Origin of the sequence: Paenibacillus sp. 32352 (assembly GCF_002042965.1) — a bacterium.
Taxonomy (GTDB): domain Bacteria; phylum Bacillota; class Bacilli; order Paenibacillales; family NBRC-103111; genus Paenibacillus_S; species Paenibacillus_S vulneris.
In genome coordinates, this window is the sequence record NZ_MZNT01000004.1 from 172183 (window position 1) to 194485 (window position 22303).

The 22303-nt window shown below is 49.3% G+C and carries 20 protein-coding genes and 1 other annotated feature; of the genes, 5 read left to right on the forward strand and 15 right to left on the reverse strand.

Translation table 11 applies throughout. The features are described from left to right. The first annotated feature begins 150 nt into the window (after window positions 1-150). Window positions 151-1950 carry an Rqc2 family fibronectin-binding protein gene (locus B1728_RS11415; protein WP_079910342.1) on the forward strand — a complete coding sequence of 600 codons (1800 nt, stop codon included), beginning with the start codon at window positions 151-153 and terminating at the stop codon, window positions 1948-1950. A gap of 119 nt (window positions 1951-2069) precedes the next feature. On the opposite strand, the gene galU is transcribed toward B1728_RS11415, so the two are convergent. The 8 genes from galU to B1728_RS11455 all read right to left on the reverse strand — a co-directional run bounded on the left by galU (window position 2070) and on the right by B1728_RS11455 (window position 10292). After that, window positions 2070-2945: a UTP--glucose-1-phosphate uridylyltransferase GalU gene (gene galU, locus B1728_RS11420; RefSeq protein WP_079910343.1), complete on the reverse strand. Its 876-nt coding sequence runs from the start codon at window positions 2943-2945 to the stop codon at window positions 2070-2072. After that, entirely contained in the window at window positions 2932-3789 is an 858-nt protein-coding gene (locus B1728_RS11425) for a PHP domain-containing protein (RefSeq protein ID WP_079910344.1), read from the reverse strand. Before B1728_RS11425 ends, galU begins: the two co-directional genes overlap by 14 nt. Before the next feature lie 54 nt (window positions 3790-3843). After that, on the reverse strand, window positions 3844-4755 hold the full coding sequence (locus tag B1728_RS11430) for a selenium metabolism-associated LysR family transcriptional regulator (protein WP_079910345.1): 912 nt from the start codon (window positions 4753-4755) through the stop codon (window positions 3844-3846). 173 nt (window positions 4756-4928) lie between these two features. Next, the gene (locus B1728_RS11435) at window positions 4929-5366 is read right to left on the reverse strand and encodes a hypothetical protein (protein ID WP_079910346.1); all 438 of its coding nucleotides are present in this window, start codon (window positions 5364-5366) and stop codon (window positions 4929-4931) included. A 165-nt stretch (window positions 5367-5531) separates the two neighbouring features. Further along, complete coding sequence (locus B1728_RS11440; protein WP_079910347.1) at window positions 5532-5798, reverse strand: YlbG family protein; 267 nt, start codon at window positions 5796-5798, stop codon at window positions 5532-5534. Window positions 5799-5994: 196 nt separating this feature from the next. Beyond that, entirely contained in the window at window positions 5995-6456 is a 462-nt protein-coding gene (locus tag B1728_RS11445) for a YlbF/YmcA family competence regulator (RefSeq protein WP_079910348.1), read from the reverse strand. A 78-nt stretch (window positions 6457-6534) separates the two neighbouring features. Then, a complete protein-coding gene (locus tag B1728_RS11450; RefSeq protein ID WP_079910349.1) occupies window positions 6535-8556 on the reverse strand; it encodes a helicase-associated domain-containing protein in 2022 nt (673 codons plus the stop codon). Further along, window positions 8553-10292 carry a DNA repair helicase XPB gene (locus tag B1728_RS11455; RefSeq protein ID WP_079910350.1) on the reverse strand — a complete coding sequence of 580 codons (1740 nt, stop codon included), beginning with the start codon at window positions 10290-10292 and terminating at the stop codon, window positions 8553-8555. The genes B1728_RS11450 and B1728_RS11455 overlap by 4 nt, the downstream gene beginning before the upstream one ends. A gap of 156 nt (window positions 10293-10448) precedes the next feature. On the opposite strand from B1728_RS11455, the gene B1728_RS11460 reads away from it, so the two are divergent. Continuing rightward, the gene (locus B1728_RS11460; RefSeq protein ID WP_079910351.1) at window positions 10449-10970 is read left to right on the forward strand and encodes a thermonuclease family protein; all 522 of its coding nucleotides are present in this window, start codon (window positions 10449-10451) and stop codon (window positions 10968-10970) included. Between the two features lie 53 nt (window positions 10971-11023). Here the strand turns inward: B1728_RS11460 and ileS are convergent, their stop codons facing one another. The 4 genes from ileS to B1728_RS11485 all read right to left on the reverse strand — a co-directional run bounded on the left by ileS (window position 11024) and on the right by B1728_RS11485 (window position 17607). Beyond that, complete coding sequence (gene ileS, locus B1728_RS11465; RefSeq protein ID WP_079910352.1) at window positions 11024-14119, reverse strand: isoleucine--tRNA ligase; 3096 nt, start codon at window positions 14117-14119, stop codon at window positions 11024-11026. 50 nt (window positions 14120-14169) lie between these two features. Then, window positions 14170-14420, reverse strand: a binding site (T-box leader). Between the two features lie 110 nt (window positions 14421-14530). Next, window positions 14531-15697: a Gfo/Idh/MocA family protein gene (locus B1728_RS11475; RefSeq protein ID WP_079910354.1), complete on the reverse strand. Its 1167-nt coding sequence runs from the start codon at window positions 15695-15697 to the stop codon at window positions 14531-14533. Window positions 15698-15879: 182 nt separating this feature from the next. Continuing rightward, window positions 15880-16287: a CBS domain-containing protein gene (locus B1728_RS11480; RefSeq protein ID WP_192705992.1), complete on the reverse strand. Its 408-nt coding sequence runs from the start codon at window positions 16285-16287 to the stop codon at window positions 15880-15882. A gap of 135 nt (window positions 16288-16422) precedes the next feature. Beyond that, window positions 16423-17607, reverse strand: a complete 1185-nt coding sequence (locus B1728_RS11485; protein WP_079910356.1) for a M20 family metallopeptidase — start codon at window positions 17605-17607, stop codon at window positions 16423-16425. A 203-nt stretch (window positions 17608-17810) separates the two neighbouring features. Between B1728_RS11485 and B1728_RS11490 the strand changes: the two genes are divergently transcribed. Together B1728_RS11490 and ftsW are read left to right on the forward strand one after the other, a co-directional pair. Then, complete coding sequence (locus B1728_RS11490; protein WP_079910357.1) at window positions 17811-18158, forward strand: YugN family protein; 348 nt, start codon at window positions 17811-17813, stop codon at window positions 18156-18158. Between the two features lie 12 nt (window positions 18159-18170). Further along, a complete protein-coding gene (gene ftsW / locus B1728_RS11495; RefSeq protein ID WP_079910358.1) occupies window positions 18171-19346 on the forward strand; it encodes a putative lipid II flippase FtsW in 1176 nt (391 codons plus the stop codon). A gap of 93 nt (window positions 19347-19439) precedes the next feature. Here the strand turns inward: ftsW and B1728_RS11500 are convergent, their stop codons facing one another. Continuing rightward, window positions 19440-19826 (reverse strand): Asp23/Gls24 family envelope stress response protein, encoded by a 387-nt coding sequence (locus B1728_RS11500; protein WP_079910359.1) that lies wholly within the window; start codon window positions 19824-19826, stop codon window positions 19440-19442. Window positions 19827-19913: 87 nt separating this feature from the next. Further along, window positions 19914-20699 carry an SDR family oxidoreductase gene (locus B1728_RS11505; protein WP_079910360.1) on the reverse strand — a complete coding sequence of 262 codons (786 nt, stop codon included), beginning with the start codon at window positions 20697-20699 and terminating at the stop codon, window positions 19914-19916. Window positions 20700-20816: 117 nt separating this feature from the next. On the opposite strand from B1728_RS11505, the gene cax reads away from it, so the two are divergent. Continuing rightward, window positions 20817-21851, forward strand: a complete 1035-nt coding sequence (gene cax, locus B1728_RS11510; RefSeq protein ID WP_412973909.1) for a calcium/proton exchanger — start codon at window positions 20817-20819, stop codon at window positions 21849-21851. A gap of 55 nt (window positions 21852-21906) precedes the next feature. On the opposite strand, the gene B1728_RS11515 is transcribed toward cax, so the two are convergent. Then, entirely contained in the window at window positions 21907-22194 is a 288-nt protein-coding gene (locus B1728_RS11515) for an Fpa/YlaN family protein (RefSeq protein ID WP_079910362.1), read from the reverse strand. Between the last annotated feature and the right edge of the window lie 109 nt (window positions 22195-22303).

Genomic DNA, 22303 nt, shown 5'->3' on the forward strand with positions numbered 1-22303 from the left:
GGACAGCTTCTTTTAGTAAATGTATTCAGACAAGCCGCAAAATAGCACAAAGGAAAACGGACTTAAGTTTTTAGCGAAAATATGGCATGATAGAGAATGGTACTTTACCATTATCTTATTCTTGAATCATCGATTGGAGTTGTCTCAAACATGTCGTTAGACGGACTGGTCGTCCACAGCCTTGTGCATGAGCTGCAGCGTTGTGTGGGCGGCAGAATCAATAAAGTTCACATGCCCTCCGAGCATGATATTGTCCTGCAGTTAAGAGCTCAGGGGAGCAACCTGAAGCTTCTTCTGTCAGCAAACCCTACCTATCCGAGGGTACATCTGACAGAGCAGAGCTTCCTGAACCCGCTGGAAGCCCCCATGTTCTGCATGCTGCTCCGCAAGCATTGTGAGAGCGGAATTATCGAGAGCATCACTCAGCCCGGACTCGAACGGGTCATCCATATGCAAATACGCCAGCGCGATGAGCTTGGCGATATGAGCAGCAAAACGCTGATAATCGAAATCATGGGCCGTCACAGCAACATTATTTTAGTGGACCCTTCAGCAGGGACTATCATCGACGGGATTCATCACGTTACCCCGGCCATCAGCAGCTATCGGATCGTCATGCCGGGAAGTCAATATGTGTCACCTCCCGAGCAGCATAAGCAGCATCCTTTTGACGTGAATAAGGAAGGCTTTATTGCAAGCGTTACAAGCCCGCTGCCTGATCTAGAGCAGGATGAGCTGGATAAGCCCCGTTCGGCGCCTGGCGATGAAACCTGGGAGCAGCGGATCGTAAACCGGTTCAGCGGCTTCAGTCCGCTTGTAGCCAAGGAATTGACATCCCGCTGCCATCCTCCATTAACCGATGCGAATACTCCGGAGGAGAACGCCGCCCTGCTATGGGAGCAATTCCACGCTTTGATCGAGCAGCTTCGCCAGGACCAATCGCAGCCGAACATTTGCGAGCGAGAGGCGAACGGGAAAGCCTATTTTTCCATAACCGAGCTATCGCATATCCAGGGAACCGTAACGCACTACCCTTCCGTAAGCGAATGCCTTGAAGCTTTTTACGGAGATAAAGCCGAGCGGGACACAGTGAAGCAGCGCGTGTCGGATTTGCTCCGCTTTCTTCAAAATGAACGAAGCAAAAACATCAAAAAGCTCGACAAGCTTCAGGAAACGCTGGAGGAAGCGCAGGATGCGGATAAATTCCGGATTCTTGGAGAGCTGCTGACGGCTTCGATGCATCAAATCCAAAAAGGCGATTCGGAGATCGAGGTCATCAACTATTATGACGAGGAGCAAAGGCCGATCACCATTGCTTTGGACCCGCTGCTGACGGCTTCCGAGAATGCACAGCGCTATTTCAAGAAATATACGAAAAGCAAAAACAGCCTGATTGCCGTCAACGAGCAATTGGAGCAAACACATGAGGAAATCCGGTATTTGGAAGCATTACTGCAGCAGCTTGGCACCGCCTCGCTCAGCGATATTGAGGAAATCCGCGAGGAATTGGTGGAGCAGGGGTACATTCGCGACCGCGGCAAAAAATCACGCAAGAAGAAACCGAATCAGAAGCCTTCTCTTTCCTGCTTTACCTCAACGGAAGGCATACCAATCTACGTAGGCAAGAACAACACGCAAAATGAATATTTGACCAACCGGCTCGCCCAATCCGGCGATACCTGGCTGCATACGAAGGACATTCCCGGCTCTCATGTCGTCATCCGCAGCAATCAATTTAATGAGCAGACTCTGCATGAAGCCGCGCAGCTAGCCGCCTATTTCAGTCAGGCCAAGGAATCGAGCCAGGTCCCCGTCGACTATACGTTCATCAAGCATGTGCGCAAGCCCAGCGGCGCCAAGCCCGGCTTCGTTATTTACGATCATCAGAAGACGCTGTTCGTCACTCCTGACGCTGACATGATCAAACGAATGCCTGTTAGTATAAAATAACCCCGTAATGTGGGCGTGTCTGTTTGGAAACAACCTGACCCCACAGAACGGGCATTGCTTTCGATACCCGATTCAGACAATGAAAAAGACAAGACCGGTTGTCCGGTCTTGTCTTTTTCTTATCTGCGCCACGGCTCTGTTAACTGGGTCAGGTAAGCTTTTAACGCCCCTTGAAGCTCTTTTCTTTGCAGGGCGAATTCTATAGTCGCTTCGATATAGCCGAGCTTGTCCCCGACATCGTATCGTTTGCCCTGAATCGGATATACCACCATCTGCCGCTCCCGGTTCAAGATACGAAGCGCATCCGTCAGCTGTATCTCCCCGCCTCTTCCCGGCTCGCACTTCTCCAATATGCCAAATATTTCAGGAGTGATGATATATCTGCCGATAACGGCCATATTGGACGGCGCATGATCACGGTCAGGCTTCTCCACAAGATCGTCAATATAGGAGAATGTGCCTGACTTCTGCGACGGCGATACGATGCCGTACTTGTTCACATCCTCCCAGGGAACTTGCTGTGTTGCTATGACCGCCGTTTCCGTCTGTTCGAACAGGTCGATCATTTGCATTAGACACGGCGGCTCCGATTGGATAATATCGTCACCCAGAAGTACGGCAAACGGCTCATTGCCGATAAACTTGCGCGCGCACAAGACCGCATGTCCGAGCCCCAAGGGCTGCTTTTGACGAATGTAGTGAACATCCGCCAAATTGGATACCTTGCGTACGATATCCAGCAGCTCCTGATTATCCTTCTCCTCGAGCATCATTTCCAGCTCCACGGATTTGTCAAAATGATCCTCAATAGCCCGTTTATTGCGGCCCGTCACGATCATAATGTCCTCGATACCCGATTCGATCGCTTCTTCAACTATGTACTGAATAGCGGGTTTATCGACTATAGGCAGCATTTCTTTCGGCTGGGCTTTGGTTGCCGGCAAAAAACGGGTGCCGAGCCCTGCGGCAGGAATGATGGCTTTACGAACGTTCATTTGCGTTCCTCCTTGCTTGACGCAGCTGCTCAATGACTTCCACCGAGATTTGGCGCGAGCCGATCGGGGCATGGAATACAACCCCGTTCCGTTCGCCGTGAAAATCGGAGCCAGCTGTCATAATCAAATGATATTGCTCAGCCAGCTGCTTGTAATGGGCCTCCTGCTCCGGCGTATGGTCGGAATGGTATACCTCCAAGCCTGCCAACCCTTGTGCAGCAAGCTCGCCTATGAGCTCGTCCTGGTCGTACAGCCCGGGATGAGCCAGAACAGGAACGCCGCCGGACTCCAATATCCATTGGATTGCGGCAGCCGGACCAATACGCGGCGGATTGACATAAGCGGCGCCGTCCTTACCAAGATAGCGATCAAAGGCTTCGGTCATCGAAGCTGCGTACCCTTTTCTTACCAAAGCGTCGGCAATATGCGGTCTTCCGATCGTCTCGTCTTGCTTCTTAGACTGAATAAGCGATGCCTTCACATCATCCATCGTAATTTCCATTCCAAGCTCATTCAGGCGCGCTATCATCATCTCATTACGCCGATCGCGAACCTGGCGTATTTCACCCAACCGCTCCAACAGCAGCGGATCGCGATGATCGATGAAATAGCCAAGCACATGAATATCCTGCCCTTTGGACATGGTGCTGATCTCAACCCCGGGGACTACAATAATCCCAAGCCGGCTGCCTGCTTCCAGCGCTTCCTCAATCCCCGCTACCGTATCGTGGTCCGTCACAGCTACGGCTCCCATGCCCGCTTCGCAAGCGAGCCTTACATTCTCCGAGGCAGACTGCGTCCCGTCCGAAGCCAGTGTATGTGTATGTAAATCTGCATAAAGCAAACGTTTCGTCCCCCTTTTTATGTACAAACAACAAAAGCTACATGCTCCAAAGCATCAAATCCACTGACTTAAATCGCGCTCCCGCAAAAACGATACGAAAGTAACCGCCGCGATCGGCAATATCGTCGAATTCAAATAGATGGCATAAAAGCTTCGCTTGAAGTGGATTCCCTCGATTTGCTTGACTTCAAGCACCTTGAGGGCAACCTCATGCTTCACGGAGGACTGGGAGAGAATGGATATCCCCAAACCGGCTTCAACCGCCGATTTGACTGCTCCTGTACTTCCAAGCTCCATCACGATTTTCATGTTTCCCGGGTCAATGCCCGCCCTTGCCAGCTCCTCCTCCATAACTCTTCTGGTTCCCGAGCCCTGTTCCCGAAGCACGAAAGGATACTGCAGAACCTCTTCCATCTTCACCGTGCTTTTGCCGGATAAAGGATGATCTTTAGGAACAATGAGCATGAGCTCATCGTTCATGACGGCTTCCGTATGGACATCGGGATGGTGAATTTCCGCCTCTACCAAGCCGAAGTTCAATTGATGGTTGAGTACTTCTTCCAATATTTGCCTCGTATTAATGACTTTCATGCTAACGGAGATGTTCGGATACTCTTTGCCGAAAGGACCCAGCAGCCTAGGCAATATATATTCGCCTACGGTCATGCTCGCACCCAAATAAAGCCTATCCTCGAGCATATGGGTAAACCTGGACATGCTGATATCCGTTTCCTTCATCAAGTCTATACTGCGCTTTGCAAAAGGTAGCAGCGTTCTTCCCGCCTCCGACAGTTCAATTTTTTTGGTGGAGCGATTGAACAGCTTGGTGCCAAAATAGTCTTCAAGCGATTGAACCTGCATCGTTACTGCAGGCTGTGTCATATGAAGGGCTTGAGCAGCATGAGAAAAGCTCCCTTTTTCCGCAACCGTATAAAAAATATGAAGCTGGTGAAAATTAAGTGCCATCTCTCCTACTACCTCCAACTTGCATTGTAGCCCTATTATAGCAAAGAAAAGTGCGACTCAAAAGGGAACGCCTCCAATCCTTGCCACATCTGGTGGAACCATGCTCATAAACAGAAAAAAGCCTTCCGCCCGTTGAAGCGGAAAGCTTTGGCAACCCCTTTGTATGAAGGCGCTTACCTTCTTTTGCGGCTGTTTTTTATTAATGTCATTCTGCGCGAATGTCGAAGCCAGGAATAATAGGACTTCAGGTCTCTTAACTCAATCGTTTCGGACATGCGGCCTAAAAATGTAACGATAACCATACGGTGCAGCCGATGCTGACCGTACATTGTATCCGGATCAAAGGTTGTAAATTCTGCGACCATAACAAGATCCTCATCCACCAAAAAAACGTCCTCGCCGTTTTTGTAATAAGATTTAATCCTGCCTTCTTTAAGCTTGCTCCATAAAAAATCGCAGATGTCGTCGAATCCGGTTTTCCGGTTCTCCACCCTATCAGTCCAGCGGATCCGAGCATGATTTGTGATTACGATATCCGTAATTTTTTTATCACCAAGGGCAACAAAGTACGGATCGCAGTTGTTGGAACGGTGTGCTGCTTTATCTCTCATAAATCACAACCCCTCGCCCATTAAATTGGTCCTTTTCGCCTATGTACAAAATCGATAGCACTTTCATTTTACTTGATTTAAAATATGAATCCAAATAAAAAAATCTTTAGAAAAGAAAATAAAAAAGCTTTCTCGAAAGAAAGCTTTTTCCCGGTACATCTTGATTTACAGGCTGTAGAATCGGGTTTTATCCGGCATATTGCTTGTATATTCTGTCTTGATTTCGTTACGGTAGGAACGCTCCACCTTTTTTACAAACGGCAGCTTTTGCAGCTGCTTCATCGTCTCCTCCAGCTTGCTGCTGTGGACATACATGGCTGCATAATGCATTCTTTTGGAAATAAAATGGACGCTTCCATAGCGTTCAAGCTGCTTGGCTGCGGCTTTAATATCACTGAACCAAACGATAAGACCGCTTCGATCGATAAACATAGTCAACCCTTCTTTCTAACGGGAGGATAAATATAATGAATTCGGAACTAACGAAGAATCCGATCTTGTAAAATTGGAAGCGCTGGCATCTTTGCTTACTGATTATGTAAATCGCAAATGGCACAAGGATGCCGCGGGGAAAAGCAAAGAAAGCGGAGGGGCCTTGGGAAGGCCCCCCGGCAAACCTTGTAAGGAGCTATCCGCAGTTGCCTGAGCAAGAGCCACCGGAAGAGCAGCTTCCCGAGGAACAGCCGCCCCCAGAAGCAAGAGGATCGTTGCTCGGTACCTTGATCGTGTCCGATACGCTGCGGGCTATCGTCTCCGATACGGAGAAGAGCAATTCGTCAAGACGCTGCTCCGCCTCCTTGAACCTTCTGACGGTCTCCAAGCTGTCCAGCTGTTCCTGAATGGACCTGGCCTGCTCCAGCGCACTGTGGTAATCAGGATGAAAATGCCCGAAGCGCTGGCATTCTTCAAACAGATCCTTCTTCTTCTGGAACAGCTTCAGCAGCTCCTGCACCTGCGGGTCTTCTTCTTTTCTCTTCTTCCAATATAAATAATCCGCCGTCTCCGCGGAGTCTTTAATCAAATCACCCAAGCTGTAAGCCTGCATCAAAATGGCAGACATGTCCAACGTTTGAGCTTCAATAGCTGCCATAATAGCACCTGCCTAATCTTCAATATTTATTCGGGCCAGACAAGTCTATCATATCATACATTGGGCTCATTTGTTGCATCAATATTTATCATTTATCCCAGGCAAGATCATTTTCATTTCCTGCCAATCATCAGCAAGCCAGCATACCTCCTGCATTTCCGACGGGTCCAGCCCGATCATGCTCCAGGTGCCGCGGGTTTCCTGAAGCTTTCTAGGCGCAATAAGCCGGTCCCGCCCGTTATGGCGGACCTGGACTGCCGCCTTCCATTCCATTGCTTTCTCGACCATCTCCCTGCGGGTAGATGCGTGATAGGTACGATAATCCTTCATCCAGCTTGACGGGATTCCGTTCAAATCAGGGTAAAGCTCGGCGATATGAGGAAGACGCTGCTCCATCTCGTAAAGCCCTATATTATGTCGGGAATACAGGAATCCCTTGACCGTTAAATCCAATCTCCATTCTGCCTGTGCAGATTCGCCGTTTCCGTTTGCGCCCGCCGCCGGCTTTTCCATGCTTCCTTTCGCCTCAGAAACACCCTCAGCCGATCCGTCGAGCAAGACCAGCTTGCCGGGCATCCAGCCTGCTTTGTCGAGAATAGCTCTTAAAGAGCCCAGCTGATCCGCTTTTACGATCCATGCCTTGTCACCGATAGCTTCCAGGAAGCAGTCCGATGACGCCGTCAGCTTCCTCACCGTATCAGCCGCCTCGACGGTTTCGCAGCGTAAAAGGATGACCTTGGCAAGCTGCAGCTGGCCAAACGGCTTGGCCCATTGCTCCAAAGTCAGCTTTACATTCTCAGGCACTTCGTACATGGAATGAAGCGTCAGAAAATCCAACATCTCTTCCAGAGTACGCCCGTTCTCGAGGGCTCTCTGTATGCTTTCTTTATTAACCTTATATATGGATAGTGCATCAAAGGTATGCTGATCCGAGAACTGGGCCAGCTCCCATCGCAAGGAATAAGAAACATCGGGTGGAACCAGGATTTCAAAATCAGGCTGCACATACAATTTAGCATCCTCTTCAACCGCTAAGGAGGTATTCAACGGATGTCGCCGCCAACGGTAATAAAGGGAGCCCATGCGGTCCATCCCTTTTTCCAGCCAGCCAAATGCAATAAGCGGAAGAAGCCACATACGTTCGAATGCTTCCGGTCTGGTTTCAGCGCTTTCTCCATCCGGTTCGTTCGGAAGAAGCTGGTGAGTCTGAAGCCACAGTTCCAGCTGCTGCCAAGAGATCCATCGTTCCTCTGTCTTCCCATCCAGCCAAAGAACCGCATGCTGCATCCAAGCTTCGCCCGGAAAAACCGCTGACTTCCATGTTCGGTACAGGGCCGCTGTTTGAACAGTCTCATGCTGCTGCAGCCAGCTTCTTACATTTCCTCCATCCAGCTCGAGGCTTTCTGCGTGGCTCCGTATCAATTGAAGCCGGGTCAGGCATTCCATCATCACCGCTATTTTGTAAGAGTAGAGGTCCGCATAAACATATTTTATGCCGGTTCCTTCTAACCATTCGTCGTTGAGAGAGATGAGCTCGCCCAATTTTTGCAGCTGCCGTTTCGGAATCGATCCGCCCTTGGTTAGCTTGATCGGCTGCTGCCCGAGATAGACTAGCGTTTGAAACAGATCCTCCGTGAGCCCTCTTCCTCCCGTATGCGTAATCTCAATGTCATTACGGGCGGGTTCATCAGAGCCCTCCCCGTCTTCAGACGGGAACAGAATTTGATGCCACAAGGCAAGGGTATCCATCGCCATCCGATATACATGCTCTCCCCACGATTTGCGGAAAGCAAAACAAATGCCTTTTTTCAGCAGCAGCAGCAGTCCGACCTTCGTATCCGCACCTGACATGGTCCGAGCGGCCAGCTTGTCCAGCCTCCCGTTATCAAAAGGCTCACTGCCAATAGCCGATACAATGAGCTGCAGCACCCGCCGTTCCTGCTGTGTCATTTGGTTATAGACCGTTTCCATGATGACCTGGCTCTGGGTTATGTTCTCCAATGTATGTCCCTGTCTCAGCCAAGGGGCGTATACCTCCTCCGCTTCGATTTGTTTGCGCAGGGTTTGCGGTATCCTGGCCAAATAGTCAGCCTGATTCATGGAAATACAGCCTCCTGTCTCTCCGTTGGATGAGCCGTTTGCAAACGGTTTGCTCTCACCGTGTCCGCCCCTCTTTCCTCGATACGGTAGGTATAGCCTTGCTCAATTAGGAACAGCTGACGGTTCAATGCAAATTCCTGCTCCTTGGTATCGGCACTGACAATAGAATAAAAGCTGGCTTTATTGAGCTCTTCCTTCGGGCGCAATATGCGTCCGAGTCTTTGCGCTTCCTCTTGGCGCGAGCCGAAGCTGCCCGACAGCTGAATGGCAACCGAGGCATCGGGCAAATCAACCGCAAAATTGGCAACCTTCGAAACGATAATCGTTTGAAGCTCACCGGTTCGAAATTTGCCATACCACATTTCCCTCTCCTCATGAGGCATTTGACCGTAAATCAACGGCGCTCCGGTTACCTTGGAAATATGCTTCAGCTGATCGATATATTGACCTATAATAATCACTTGATCGCCGCGGTGACGCTCCAGAAGCTCATCAACAACAGCCAGCTTTGCCGGGTTTTCGCTGGCAATTCTCATTTGTGCCCTGGCCCCTGCAGCAAGATATTGATCGCGTTCGGCTTCTGGGAGCGGGATGCGGATTTCGGTACAGGTGACGGAAGCTATCCAGCCCTTTTCCTCCAGTTCCTTCCATGGCATATCATATCGCTTGGGGCCGACAAGAGAGAAGACGTCCTCTTCCCTGCCGTCTTCCCGGACAAGCGTGGCGGTCAGCCCCAATCTTCTGGTCGCCTGAATATCCGCTGTAACGCGAAATACCGGTGCGGGGAGCAAATGGACCTCATCGTACACAATCAAGCCCCAGTCCCTTTTATTGAATAAATCCATATGCTTAAACAGGTCATTCTTGGACTTGCGATAAGTTAATATTTGATAGGTAGCGATCGTTATAGGCCTGACGTCCTTCATATGACCAGTGTATTCACCCACCATGTCCTCTGTTGCATCCGTCTTGTCCAGAATTTCGCGCTTCCATTGGCGGACGGAGGTGCTGTTGGTCGTCAAAATTAAGGTGGCACAGTTTAATTTGCCCATGGCCGCAATGCCAATGATGGTCTTGCCGGCTCCGCAGGGTAGTACAAGTACGCCGCTGCCGCCCTGGAGCGTACCGTCGCGGTAGAAGGATTCCACGGCGGAGCTCTGGTAATCTCTCAGCTGAAACGCTTTTCCCGCTTTTCCTTCGGACTTTAGTCGAATCGGAAGCTCTTCCCCGCGGCTGTAGCCGGCCAAATCCTCTACAGGATAGCCCAGCTTAATCAATTCCTGCTTCAATGCCCCGCGGTACGCTGCCGAGAATCGGAGTGTTCTCGAGTCTACCTGGCATAAGCCATAAGAACGGAGCGATCTGAATGAAACCATTTCTTTAATCGCTTCCACATCATCGGAAATCAGTAGCAAATCCTCTCCCAAGCTCTCGATTCTTATCAAGCCGTAGCGCTCCACAAACCTCTTAATGTCTTGTTTGATCGTATGCGGAACGCCGAATTTAGCGTTTTCCTCCAGAAATAATGTGATATCCTCTGTCGTCATCCCTGCAGCCGCCGCGTTCCACAGCGACAAAGCCGACATACGGTAAGTATGAATATGTTCCGGTGTTTTGATTAAATCTGCAAACCGCGCTAATCCGGCGCGAATGGCATGAAATTGGGGATGGCGAACTTCCAGCAAAATCGTAAAATCACTTTGCACAATTAGCGGCCGTTTGGAATCGATTTGCATTCCTTCAATCCTCCCGAACTTTGTCGTAATTACTCGATTGCCCTATTCATTATAGTATGAGGGGAAAAAGGAATATTTAAACATCCTCTCTTTACAAGCGGATTGGCCAGGCACTACAATAAGGAATTAGCGCGGATTAACAGATGGGGTGACGGAATGAAAAAATGCGGGGTCATTGCTGCGGTACTGCTAATGTGCATGTCGGTCTTTCTGTCCGCATGCAACGAAAAGAAAGCCCTTTCCAAAGATAGCCGCGAGCCGGTTAAGGTAGAACGGGTGATTGACGGTGATACGTTCGAAATCAATCAAGACGGCAAAAAAGAAAGAGTCCGTATGATTGGAGTAGACACGCCCGAGACTAAAAAAGCGGATACCCCCGTCATGTTCTATGGTAAAGAAGCATCGGACTATACGGCCAAGCGTTTGGAGAACAAGACTGTCGAGCTGGAGTGGGACGTGGAGAAGCGCGACCAGTATGACCGTTATCTCGCTTATGTGTGGATTGGTGACGAGCTGTTTAACCGGACCTTGGTGCAAGAGGGATATGCAAGAATGGCAACCTTCCCACCCAATGTCAAATACGTAGATTTGTTCAAAAAAGATCAGGAAGCTGCACGTAAAGCTCAAAAAGGGCTATGGAAAGACTACGATGCCGCGTTCGAGAAAAAAAGGAAGTAGGGTAACAAAATACAAAAGAGCGGAAGTGCCAAATGCGCCTCCGCTCTTTTGTATTATTGAATAAACAAGCCTACCTTGTGCCCTTCTCCCAAGCTTACATACTCCATTTCTTCCCGCCGGTTAAAGCTATAATGATTCAGAAGCACATTCTCCTTCAAAACATGTTCGAACCGCTCCACGGCTTCTTGGGTTTCAGAGTCCGCATCCAATTCCAGATGGATCCTCTGATCAACGGCAAGATTGAGCTGCTTCCTATAGTCCTGCACAGCCCGCACTAATTCACGCACGAGCCCTTCCTGCTCAAGCTCGGGTGTCAGCTCTGTATTTAGTGCTGCTGTCAAACCGTAACCGGAAGCAGAGGCAAATCCAGGTTTGGCGACCTTTTCAACCAGCAGCTCTTCTATAGGAATGTCGAGCACTTCTCCACTGCTTGTATGGTGCAGATAGTGTCCTGCCCGGACAATATCCGCAGCCTCCTTGGCAGATCGGGTACGCAAAGCCTGCTGCAGCTCGGCAACGTGTTTGCCGTACTTGGGCCCTGCCGTCTTTAAATTCAGCTTCAAAGAAACGTCGACGAAGCCTTCTGCGCTGTGCTCTAATCGAATGGCTTTGACATTAATTTCCTCTTTAATGATGGACTCGTATCCGGACAAATCGACGGTCTGGTCAAGAGCGACGATGAGCTCGGACAACGGCTGCCGCGTTTTCACACCGCTTTCGTTTCGGACGCTGCGCGCAAGCTCCACTATGTTCCGAACCATCTCCATTTCCTGCTCCAGCCGCAAATCCATTAGTCCGGCTTCAGCTTGAGGGTAATCAGCGAGATGTACGCTATCCATTTCTCCACCCAGGTTCAGATACAATTCATCAGACAAGAAAGGCGTATACGGAGCCATGAGCCTCGCCATCGTCACCAGCACAGTTCGAAGCGTCTGGTAAGCGGCCAGCTTATCTTCCGTAAGACCGTTCCCCCAGAACCGGTCTCTGGAGCGGCGAATGTACCAGTTGCTCATCTCATCGACGAAGCCTTCTATCGCCTTGGCGGGATTCAGGAAGTCGTTGGCTTCCAGTCCTTTGCCTACAGCCGCGGCCAATCGATTCAATCGGGATATGATCCAGCGGTCCAAAATATGGCTGCTCTGGACACTGTCATGCTCTCCGGGCTTGTAACCGTCAATCGAAGCATAAAGGGTGTAGAAGGCGTGCGCATTCACGATGGTATCGATAACCTTGGATTTGGCTTCTGCCACGATCTGCTTCGAAAACCGTTTGCTGTTCCAAGGCGCACTATCCGACAGCAAGGCCCAACGGAATGCATCCGTCCCGAATTCATTGATGATCTCCCATGGATCGATGACGTTCCCTTTACTTTTGGACATTTTCTGGCCGTTCTCGTCCAGGATATGTCCTGTCGATAGAACCGCTTTATATGGTGCTTTTCCATTAAAGAGCGTAGAGACTGCCAATAGGCTGAAGAACCAGCCCCTTGTCTGATCAATCCCTTCACAGATCATATCCGCAGGATATTGCCGTTCAAACATTTCTTTATTTTCAAATGGAGTATGATACTGAGCAAAAGGCATAGAACCGCTGTCGAACCATACGTCGATGACCTCAGGCGTGCGATCCATTGACCCCTTGCCGCAATGAGGGCATTTCAGCTTGATTTCATCCACGAACGGCTTGTGCAGCTCCAAATCGGCAGCCACCTCCGTAACAGCCTTATCCTTTAAATCAGCTACGCTCGACGGCACGTACTCGCCTTGGCAATCCGGGCATACCCAGACGTTCAGCGGCGTCCCCCAATACCGGTTCCGGCTTATATTCCAGTCGACGAGCTCTTCAAGGAAGTTCCCGAATCGGCCATCCCGCAAATGCTCGGGGTACCACGCTACTTCCCGGTTGTTGACAAGGAGCTGCTCTTTGACTGCCGTCGTACGAATGAACCAGCTCTCCGTAGCATAATAGAGCAGCGGGGATTTGCAGCGCCAGCAGAACGGATAGCTGTGCTCGTATTTCTCCTTGGAGTACAAAAGCCCTCGCTCGGCCAGCAGCTTTACAATATCGACGTCGCAATCCTTGACGAACCGGCCTGCCAAATCCGTCACTTCATCAATATAGCGCCCGGCCGTATTGACTACGCTTAGCATGCTGATTCCGTTCTTCATTGCAGCCCTGTAATCATCCTCACCATGCGCAGGAGCGATATGAACAATTCCTGTACCGCTTGCATCCGTTACAAAATCACCGTCAATGATTACATAGGCGTTCTGAGCTTTAACGTAAGGCAGAGGCGGAGAGTAATGCAGTCCCACCAGCTCCTCGCCCTTCATGGTGCCTGAGATTTCATAATCGCTTTTCATCACTTTCTCAACCAGATTTTCGGCAACGATGAAGCTTTCGCCGTTCTGAAGCACTTTGGCATAAGTAATTTGCTTGTTCACCGCTAAGGCTACGTTTGCAGGCAGCGTCCACGGCGTTGTCGTCCATGCCAGCACCGTTTCTTCCCGGCCTGTTAGTTTAAACTTCACCGTCGCTGACAAATCCTTGACATCCTCATAGCCTTGCGCCACTTCATGAGAGCTTAACGTCGTTTGACAGCACGGACAATATGGACTGACGCGATGGCCTTTGTACAGAAGCCCCTTCTTGTGGATTTCCGACAGCAAGTACCAGACGCTCTCGATATAGTTGTTATCCAGGGTAACATACGGATGCTCCATATCCGTCCAATATCCGATGGCCTCCGTCAGTTCCCGCCATTGCTTTTCGTATTCAAATACGCTTGCTTTACATTTAGCGACGAATTCGGCTACGCCGTATCGCTCGATTTCCTGCTTGCCCGAAATGCCCAGCTGCTTTTCTACACCGAGCTCAACTGGCAAACCGTGCGTATCCCAGCCTGCTTTGCGGATGACTTGGTGACCTGTCATCGTTTTGTACCGGCAAATAAAATCCTTGATGACCCGGCCCAAAACATGCCCGATATGAGGTGCACCATTTGCGGTCGGCGGCCCTTCATAGAACACGAAATTCGGCTTGCCTTCCCTGTTTTCGATTGATTTCCTGAACGTGCCTTGCCGCTGCCAATGCTCAAGAACGCGAAGCTCCCTGCTTCTCGCTTTTTCCTTAGGGTCTACATTCCTCATCACAGTCACCTTCCCAGTTTTGTCGTAAAAACAAAAAAGACCCGTCCCCCAGAAGGGACGAGTCATCGCTCGCGTTACCACCCTTGTTCCGCACCACAGCATAAAGCGGCGCAGCACTCATCAACGTACCATCATACGCGTTCCTTGTAACGGCGGACCCCCGGTTAAGCTTACTCGATTGACCTTTCAGCTTCACTTCTCCGAGATGATTTTCAACTAGGACATGAACACCGGCTTTCAGCAATCACCGGCTCTCTGGGGATCAACATCATAGTTTACTCTTTCTCGTCATCGAATTTATCATTTACTTACTTCCATTTATATACCAATTTTTATAATCTGTCAAGTCATGTTGCTGTTGTAAAAGAAAAAGGCGCCCCATGGAGAGCACCTTTTGGTATGAATGGAAGATTAATGAGTTCCTTTAACGTCCATCTCAAGCTGTTTGGTTTCTTTTTTGTAGGTGGAGTTGTTGATGCGCTCCTGAAGCTTCTCGTAGTACAAATCTTCATTGATCGGAAGATCCACCCAGTTATCGATCCAGGAGGACAAATGCATCGCATTGGAAAGCGTCAAGCCTTTGATTCCTTCTTCCCCTGGAGCCAGGAGCGGCGTTCCGTTCAGAATGTGGTTGACGAAGTTTTGCGTAATGCCTTTATGGCCCGGGCCCGGCACTCCTTTAATAGGTACTTCGCACTTCCAGCACTCGGGGGAGCCGAAACCGCCGGTGTATTCCTTGTTAAATTGCGGCTCAGGCGTACGCAAGCGCCAGAAGGTTAGCTTCTCGTCCTCGATAACGATTTTGCCGCGGTCGCCTGTAACTTCAAAACGGTTCGTCCCCGGAGCTTCCCCTGTCGTAGTAACGAACAAGCCGGTAGCACCGTTCTCGTACTCCACATAGGCGGTTACGTCATCTTCCACTTCAATATTGCGATATTTGCCGAATCCGCAGAATGCTCTGACACGCTTAGGCATCATATCGATAGTCCACTGCCACAGGTCAAGCTGATGCGGGTCTTGGTTGATCAGGACACCGCCGCCTTCGCCCGCCCATGTTGCGCGCCAGCCGCCGGAATCATAGTAGCTTTGTGAGCGGTACCAGTTCGTAATGATCCAGTTCGTGCGGCGAACCTCGCCAAGCTCACCGGATGTAATCAAATCTCTCAGCTTTTGGTAGAGAGGATTCGTACGCTGATTATACATAATACCGAAGGCTTTACCCGATTTGGCTGCAGCTTCGTTCATTTCACGCACTTGCTTTGTATAAACGCCAGCAGGCTTTTCTACCAGCACATGGTATCCGTGAGAAAACGCTTTAATTGCAGAAGTCGGATGATCGTAGTGAGGCGTTGCGACAATCACTGCGTCAAATGCCTTCGATGCGAAGAATGCATCCAGATTATCGAACAGTTGAATATTTTTACTGCCGTGATTATTTCTTACCCATTCCAGGCGTGAAGCGTCGGTATCCACAATGGCTGTCAGCTCTGCACCCTTGACTTGGTTGTTCACCAAATATTCTGTGTGGCCCTTACCCATGTTGCCCACACCGATCAAACCGATACGCACTTTATCCATTCGTGTTTGTCACCTTCCATTTTTTCTTATTTTCATAAGATGATTAGCAATCGTTCTACCAACCTTATTATATAATGCACACGTTAACATTACAATAACAATTTCGGTATAAACAGCAAAAATCGTTCCTCTGTAATAGAAGAACGATTTGCTTATCCTTTATAAATGGGATGATCTGCGATTTAGGCCTTAACTCCGTCCGAGGAAATTTTACTCAATGCTTCTCCGGCTTCATCTTCAAATTTATCCCTTACGGCGAGGTCACCGATCGAAACGATACCTACCAGCTCGCCGTTCTCGCATACCGGAAGACGGCGAATTTGCTGCTTCGCCATCATTTTGGCGGCTTCATCCACCGTCGTTTCCGGGGAGGCGGCAGTAATCTGATTGCTGCTCATGACTTCTTTAACGGAAGTAGAACCTTCCCGCTTCTCAGCAAAGCCGCGAATAACGAGGTCACGGTCCGTTATAACGCCAATCAGCTTCTTGCCTTCCACAACGGGAATGAAGCCGGTATCCTCGTTCTTCATTTTTACGGCAACCTCATAAATATTATCCAGTAAGGTGACGGTCGAGCAATCTGTCGTCATGATATCCTTCAATGCTCTACTCAAGGAAAATCCCTCCCAAGGAAGTTGTCTAGAAAAACAAATCACCCACGGGTGCTTGCCCTTCTGTGCAACCATAGATTTTCCCTAAACCATGCGCAGCATGCACCCTGACGTTTAGCACTTATCGGAATTCCATTCCTTCTGGCAGTCGTCAATCATACCGATAAACAACTTGGCCGCCGCAGCCATTGCCGATTCGTCGATATCGAATTTCGGGTGATGATGCGGATACACAATGCCGAGCTCCGGATTGCCGGCTCCTACGAACATGAAGCAGCCTTTGCGATGATGAAGGTAATAGGCAAAATCCTCCCCTGCCATGATAAGCGGCGATGTTTCTGCGGTCCCCGCCTTGGCGGCCGCTCTATAGAATCTGTCTGCTTCGCCTGGATCGTTTATAACCGGAGGGTATCCCAATTTATAATCGATGGAAACTTCTGCTCCATACATGCTGCAGGTCTGTTCTACGATGGACTCCAGTCTTTCCTTAACCTCCATCCTCAGCTTCGGATCGAAGGTTCGGACCGTGCCGTTCAATGAAGCTTTCTCTGCGATTACATTGAAACTCGTCCCTCCATGAAACGAGCCTACACTGACGACACAGGGCTGAGTCGGATCGACGGTACGGCTGACAATCGTTTGTAAATTGACCACCAGGTGCGAAGCAATCGCTATGCTATCCACAGTTTCATGAGGAAGTCCTCCATGCCCGCCTTTTCCCTTCACGACAATTTCAAATTCATCCGCTGCCGCCATCATAGGACCGGGCCTGCAGTAGGCAGTTCCCACCGGGAACGGAGTCCATAGATGAATCCCGTAAACGAAGTCAACGCCTTCGAGCGCTCCTTCTTCTATCATACTGTAAGCCCCTCCGGGGGTTAATTCCTCCGCATGCTGGAACAGGAAGACAATCGTGCCCTTGAGCTGCTCTCGATTCTCCGACAAGAGCTTCGCTACTCCGAGCAATGTTGCCGTGTGGGCATCGTGCCCGCATGCATGCATGACACCTTGTACTTTGGAGGAGAATTCGCAATTCTTCTCATCCTGGATCGGCAGGGCATCCATATCGGCGCGAAGCGCGATGGTAGGTCCGTCACCGCCGCGGCCCGTTAAACGTCCGACCATTCCATTCCCGCCAACCCCTGTAGTCACTTCCAGGCCCCATTCCCGCAAATGCGCGGCTACAAAAGACGCGGTTTCTTGTTCCTGAAACGATAATTCCGGATGCTGATGCAAGTATCTGCGCCAGCCCACCATTTCCGGATATAACAGATCCACTTTGTTCATTAGCGATTCCATGGCTATTACCTCCGGTTTTAGACTTCTTCTTATTTTACCAAATGCCGTACTTTCTTTCATCCATGTGTCACAAGAATTTCAAATTTTTCTTGCGTCTTCGTTTGGACATTTAGCAATAGGCTTGCACAACTTTGGGAAACATACTATCATGATAAAAAGAAATGAGAATTTTTGGACTTGACTTTCTAGGAGGGCTTTTACAAGTGATTATTGAAAATAGCGGCTTAAAAGGGCTTAAAAGCGATCTTGCCCATTTAGATGAAAGCACAGCCAAACTGGGCTTTGTCCGTTGGCAATGGGAATATTACCGCGCCACTTACGATTTGAAAATTACCGACAATGCGTCGCACAAAGATTACTTTTTGCGCATAAATACCCGTGTTGAATCCGGCAAACTGGAGTCTCCTTACGCCATTCTTTACATAGAAGACGTTTACATCGGAGTGGCAACCTTCCCTCATGGATTGGATTATCAATCTCCGATTCCTGATTCCGTAATGAAAATCGCTCAACAAAAGCTGTCGCAGCTCAAAACCGAATTGTCTGAATAAGCGGAGGTCATCATGACTTCCCCGCGAAGAGGAACACCGGATTTTTTGCTGTTGTTTTTAACGTTTTTGCTCGTTTGCTTCGGTTTGGCTATGGTATTCAGCGCAAGCATGGCGTATACGCGTTCTGTACAAATTGACGGTGCGAAGATAACGGTCAACGATCCTTCGTATCTGGTTATTCGTCAGGCGATCTTCGTTGCTTTGGGTACCGTAGCCATGTTTTTTTGTATGAACATCGATTTCAACAAGCTTAAAACATGGGTTCGTCCCATGTTCATCGTCGTAGTCATCATGCTGCTTCTTGTTCCTGTCATCGGAACCGAGATTAATGGTGCCAGAAGCTGGTTCAGGATCGGAAGCTTCGGTATTCAGCCGGCCGAATTCGCCAAACTTGCCGTTATTTTATATTTGTCCAATTTAATAAGCAAAAAAGAGGACAAATTCAATGATTTCCAAAAAGGTCTGTTACCGGCACTTGTCATTGTCGGATTTATATCCGCGCTAATTATGCTGCAGCCTGATTTTGGCTCTACCATGATCCTGGTTATGTGTGCTGCCATCGTTATCATCGTAGGGGGAGCCAACATAAAGCACTTATTCTTCCTAGGTATTTCAGGCGCAGGGGTCATGTCCGTAGCTGTTGCCATTCATATGATTCAATCCAAGGGCGACAGCTACAAAATCGACCGTTTTACGTCCTTCTTGAATCCGTGGGCCGATCCGCTGGTTTCCGGCTATCAGCTTATTCAATCCTTTTATGCGCTTGGACATGGAGGCTTCTCCGGAGCAGGCTTCGGACAAGGGATTCAAAAGCTGAATTATTTGCCGGAAGCGCACACAGACTTTATTTTTTCCATCATAGGTGAAGAGCTTGGCTTTGTTGGTGCCACCTTATTCATCTTCATTTATTTAGCCTTCTTATGGCGCGGATTGACCGTTGCCGTCCGCTGCAAGGACCCTTTCGGTACTTTAGCTGGCGTCGGCATTGTCGGAATGATCGCGATTCAAGCGTTGATCAATCTGGGAGGAGTTACTGGAAGCATTCCGCTGACCGGAGTTCCACTGCCATTGATCAGCTACGGCGGCTCTTCCATGCTTGTTATGTTAACCAGTGTCGGCATCTTACTAAGCTTATCTAGGGAATATAACAAGCCTGATAAAGAACCTGCAAAGAAAAAGAGAGCCTGAATCGGCTCTCTTTTTTATGTCCCTCTTCTGCTTCCTGGTGCCCGGGCGCAGTAGAGATGTGCTCTTTGCGCAGGTTAGGAGGTGCGGAAATCATTACTTCACTCTATGTAGATCTTCCGCGACTACGGCCTCTTCTTCGCGGAACGCAACGCCTTCCACTTTCACATTCACTTCAACGACGGTTAATCCTGTCATATTCTCGACAGCTTCGCGAACGTTCAACTGCAAATTATGACAAACTTCTTGGATCTTGCTTCCGTAATTGACAATGACTCGCAAATCGATAGCTGCTTCCACCTGACCTACTTCGACAGAAACACCTTTTTGCACATTTTTGCCGCTAAGCCTTTTGGCTAGTCCCTCGGAAATACCTCCCGACATTGCGGCGATCCCAGGAGTCTCCAACGCAGCCAAGCCTGCGATAGTCGAAACGACATCATCTGAAATGCGAATGAGACCTGCTTGAATTTCTTCGGACATACGGATCACTCCTTAATGGGTTATAGTTCCATTGTAATGACTTCCAACGGGGAAATCAACTTGTCCAAGCTGACGTCTGACCAACGTTTATAACGACTTAACGGCTCCGCCGTCAACGTAGAATACGGACCCTGTCATATAGCTGTTCAGAGGGGACAAGAGATACGCTGCAATCGTCGCCAGCTCATGCGGTTCGCCGTACCGGCCTAGCGGGATGTCCTGACTAAGGGTCTCCCGGACCTCCTCTATGGTTCGATTGTCACGCTCCGCCTTCAAGGAATCGAGCTCCATAATTCGATCTGTCATGATACGGCCCGGGCAAACCGTGTTCAATAAAATGCCATCTTTCGCAAATTCAATCGACAAGGTTTTCATCAACCCGACGACTCCTGTCCGGAACGTGTTCGATAATACGAGCCCTGGTATCGGCATTTTCACCGATGTGGAAGCAATAGTGACGATTCGGCCCCCCTGCTTTGCAAGAAACGGGTGAAAGCCTCGAATCAACCGGACGACACTCATCATGTTGCCTAGAAATGCCTGCTCCCACGCTGCATCATCGAAGGATAAAAAGCTCCCGCTTGGAGGGCCTCCCGCATTGCACACCAACGCGTCCACGGTGGCAAACTGGGCCGAAGCCCGTTCAATCAGCTCTTGGATGTCCTCCTTGCGGCTGACATCTACTGCCAGTGATTCTACCTTTACTCCGTACTGATTGCGGATTTCCTCAGCGGCCGCTGCAATTGCCTCCCCGCTTCGGCTGCAAAGCAGCAGATTCGCCCCTTCGGCGGCAAGCTGCTCTGCAACAGCCCGTCCCAGCCCTTTACTGGATGCGGTGACTACGGCGGTTTTCCCCTTCAGCTTTAAATCCATATTCCCTGTCTCTCCTTCGGATTCATGTTTACTTTATCCTAAATTATGGGTATATTAGAATAGGTTTTATTCAATAAGGTTACTTTACCATATGAGGTGAATGTTTTGAAACGCCATATGTTTAAAATAGGGCTTATAGGAAGCTTCGTCATTAGCGCCATTGCCCATTATTCCGGTTGGGCATCTCCTACCGTTCAGTTCATCATATCTTGCATTGCCATTTTGTTCGTTGCCGGCTTTTTGGGAAAAGCCACCGAGAGCGTCGCACACTATGCAGGAGAACGACTGGGCGGTTTTTTAAATGCCACCTTCGGCAATGCGGCGGAGCTGATCATCGCCATTTTTTTGGTTAAGGACGGATTGTTCGATATCGTAAAGGCAAGCATCACCGGCTCCATTATCGGTAACCTGCTGCTTGTTCTTGGACTTAGCTTGTTCGTAGGCGGTTTGAAATACAAGGAGCAGCATTTTAATGTGAAGCTCGCCAGCCACAACGGTTCGTTAATGACTTTAGCCGTAATCGCCTTGTTCGTTCCGGCCGCTTTCGCCAAAAGCCTGACGACCTTTGAAACGGCCAACATGAGTATTCTTGTAGCGACCATCCTGATCGTAGCTTACCTGCTGTGGCTGTTTTTCTCTATGGTGACTCATAAGAACGAGCTGTCTGACGAAGTCGTTGAACACGGCGAACCGGCCTGGTCCAAAGGCCTTTCCATTCTGTTCCTGATCCTTGCTACCGTCATGGTCGCATTCGAAAGCGAATGGCTGGTCGGAACCCTCGAGAGCATAACGCATAAATTCGGTTTATCCGAGCTGTTCGTCGGAGCCTTCCTGATTGCTATTATCGGGAATGCAGCAGAGCATAGCGCTGCCGTTATGATGGCCCGTAAGAATAAAATTGGAGCCGCTGTCGAGATCGCCGTTGGCAGCAGTCTGCAAATTTCCTTGTTCGTAGCTCCCGTGCTTGTCCTTGTGTCTATGCTGTTTGGAAAAACGATGAACATCGTATTCAGTACCTTCGAGCTTGTAGCTATAGGCGTAGCCGTCATTATAGCCAAATCTATCTCCCAGGATGGAACAACCAACTGGTATGAAGGCGTTCTGCTGCTGGTCGTTTACTGCATCCTGGGGATTGCTTTCTACCTGGTATAACTGCCGCGCGCTTCTATTCCAACAAACAAAAAAGAGTAACCTTCAATGACGAAGGCTACTCTTTTTTGTTTAAAGCTTCATAGAGCTGAGCAAGATTACGTTCGAGCTTTACCAGGATTTGTTTGCCCACGGTCTCTGTAATCAGCTCCGCCCGGATAGCAAAGTCAATTTCTCTCGATAAACCATACATTTGTGTATCTAATACCTCTTCATACAGAGGACATTTACGTGTCGTTAAGTTCTCCATCTGTACTTCGATGAGCTTCTCAATTTTATCTGCATCCTCTTGAAGAAGATAAAGGGCTTTCTGTGACAAGCCAAGTAACAATTCGGATGATGACATCAAGCTTCCCCCCCTGTACGTACGAGTTCATAGCTTAATATTAGTCGAAATCGCATCAATACACAAGAGAGCGGAGCATCTACTTTTATACTTGTCTCTTTTTTCCTGT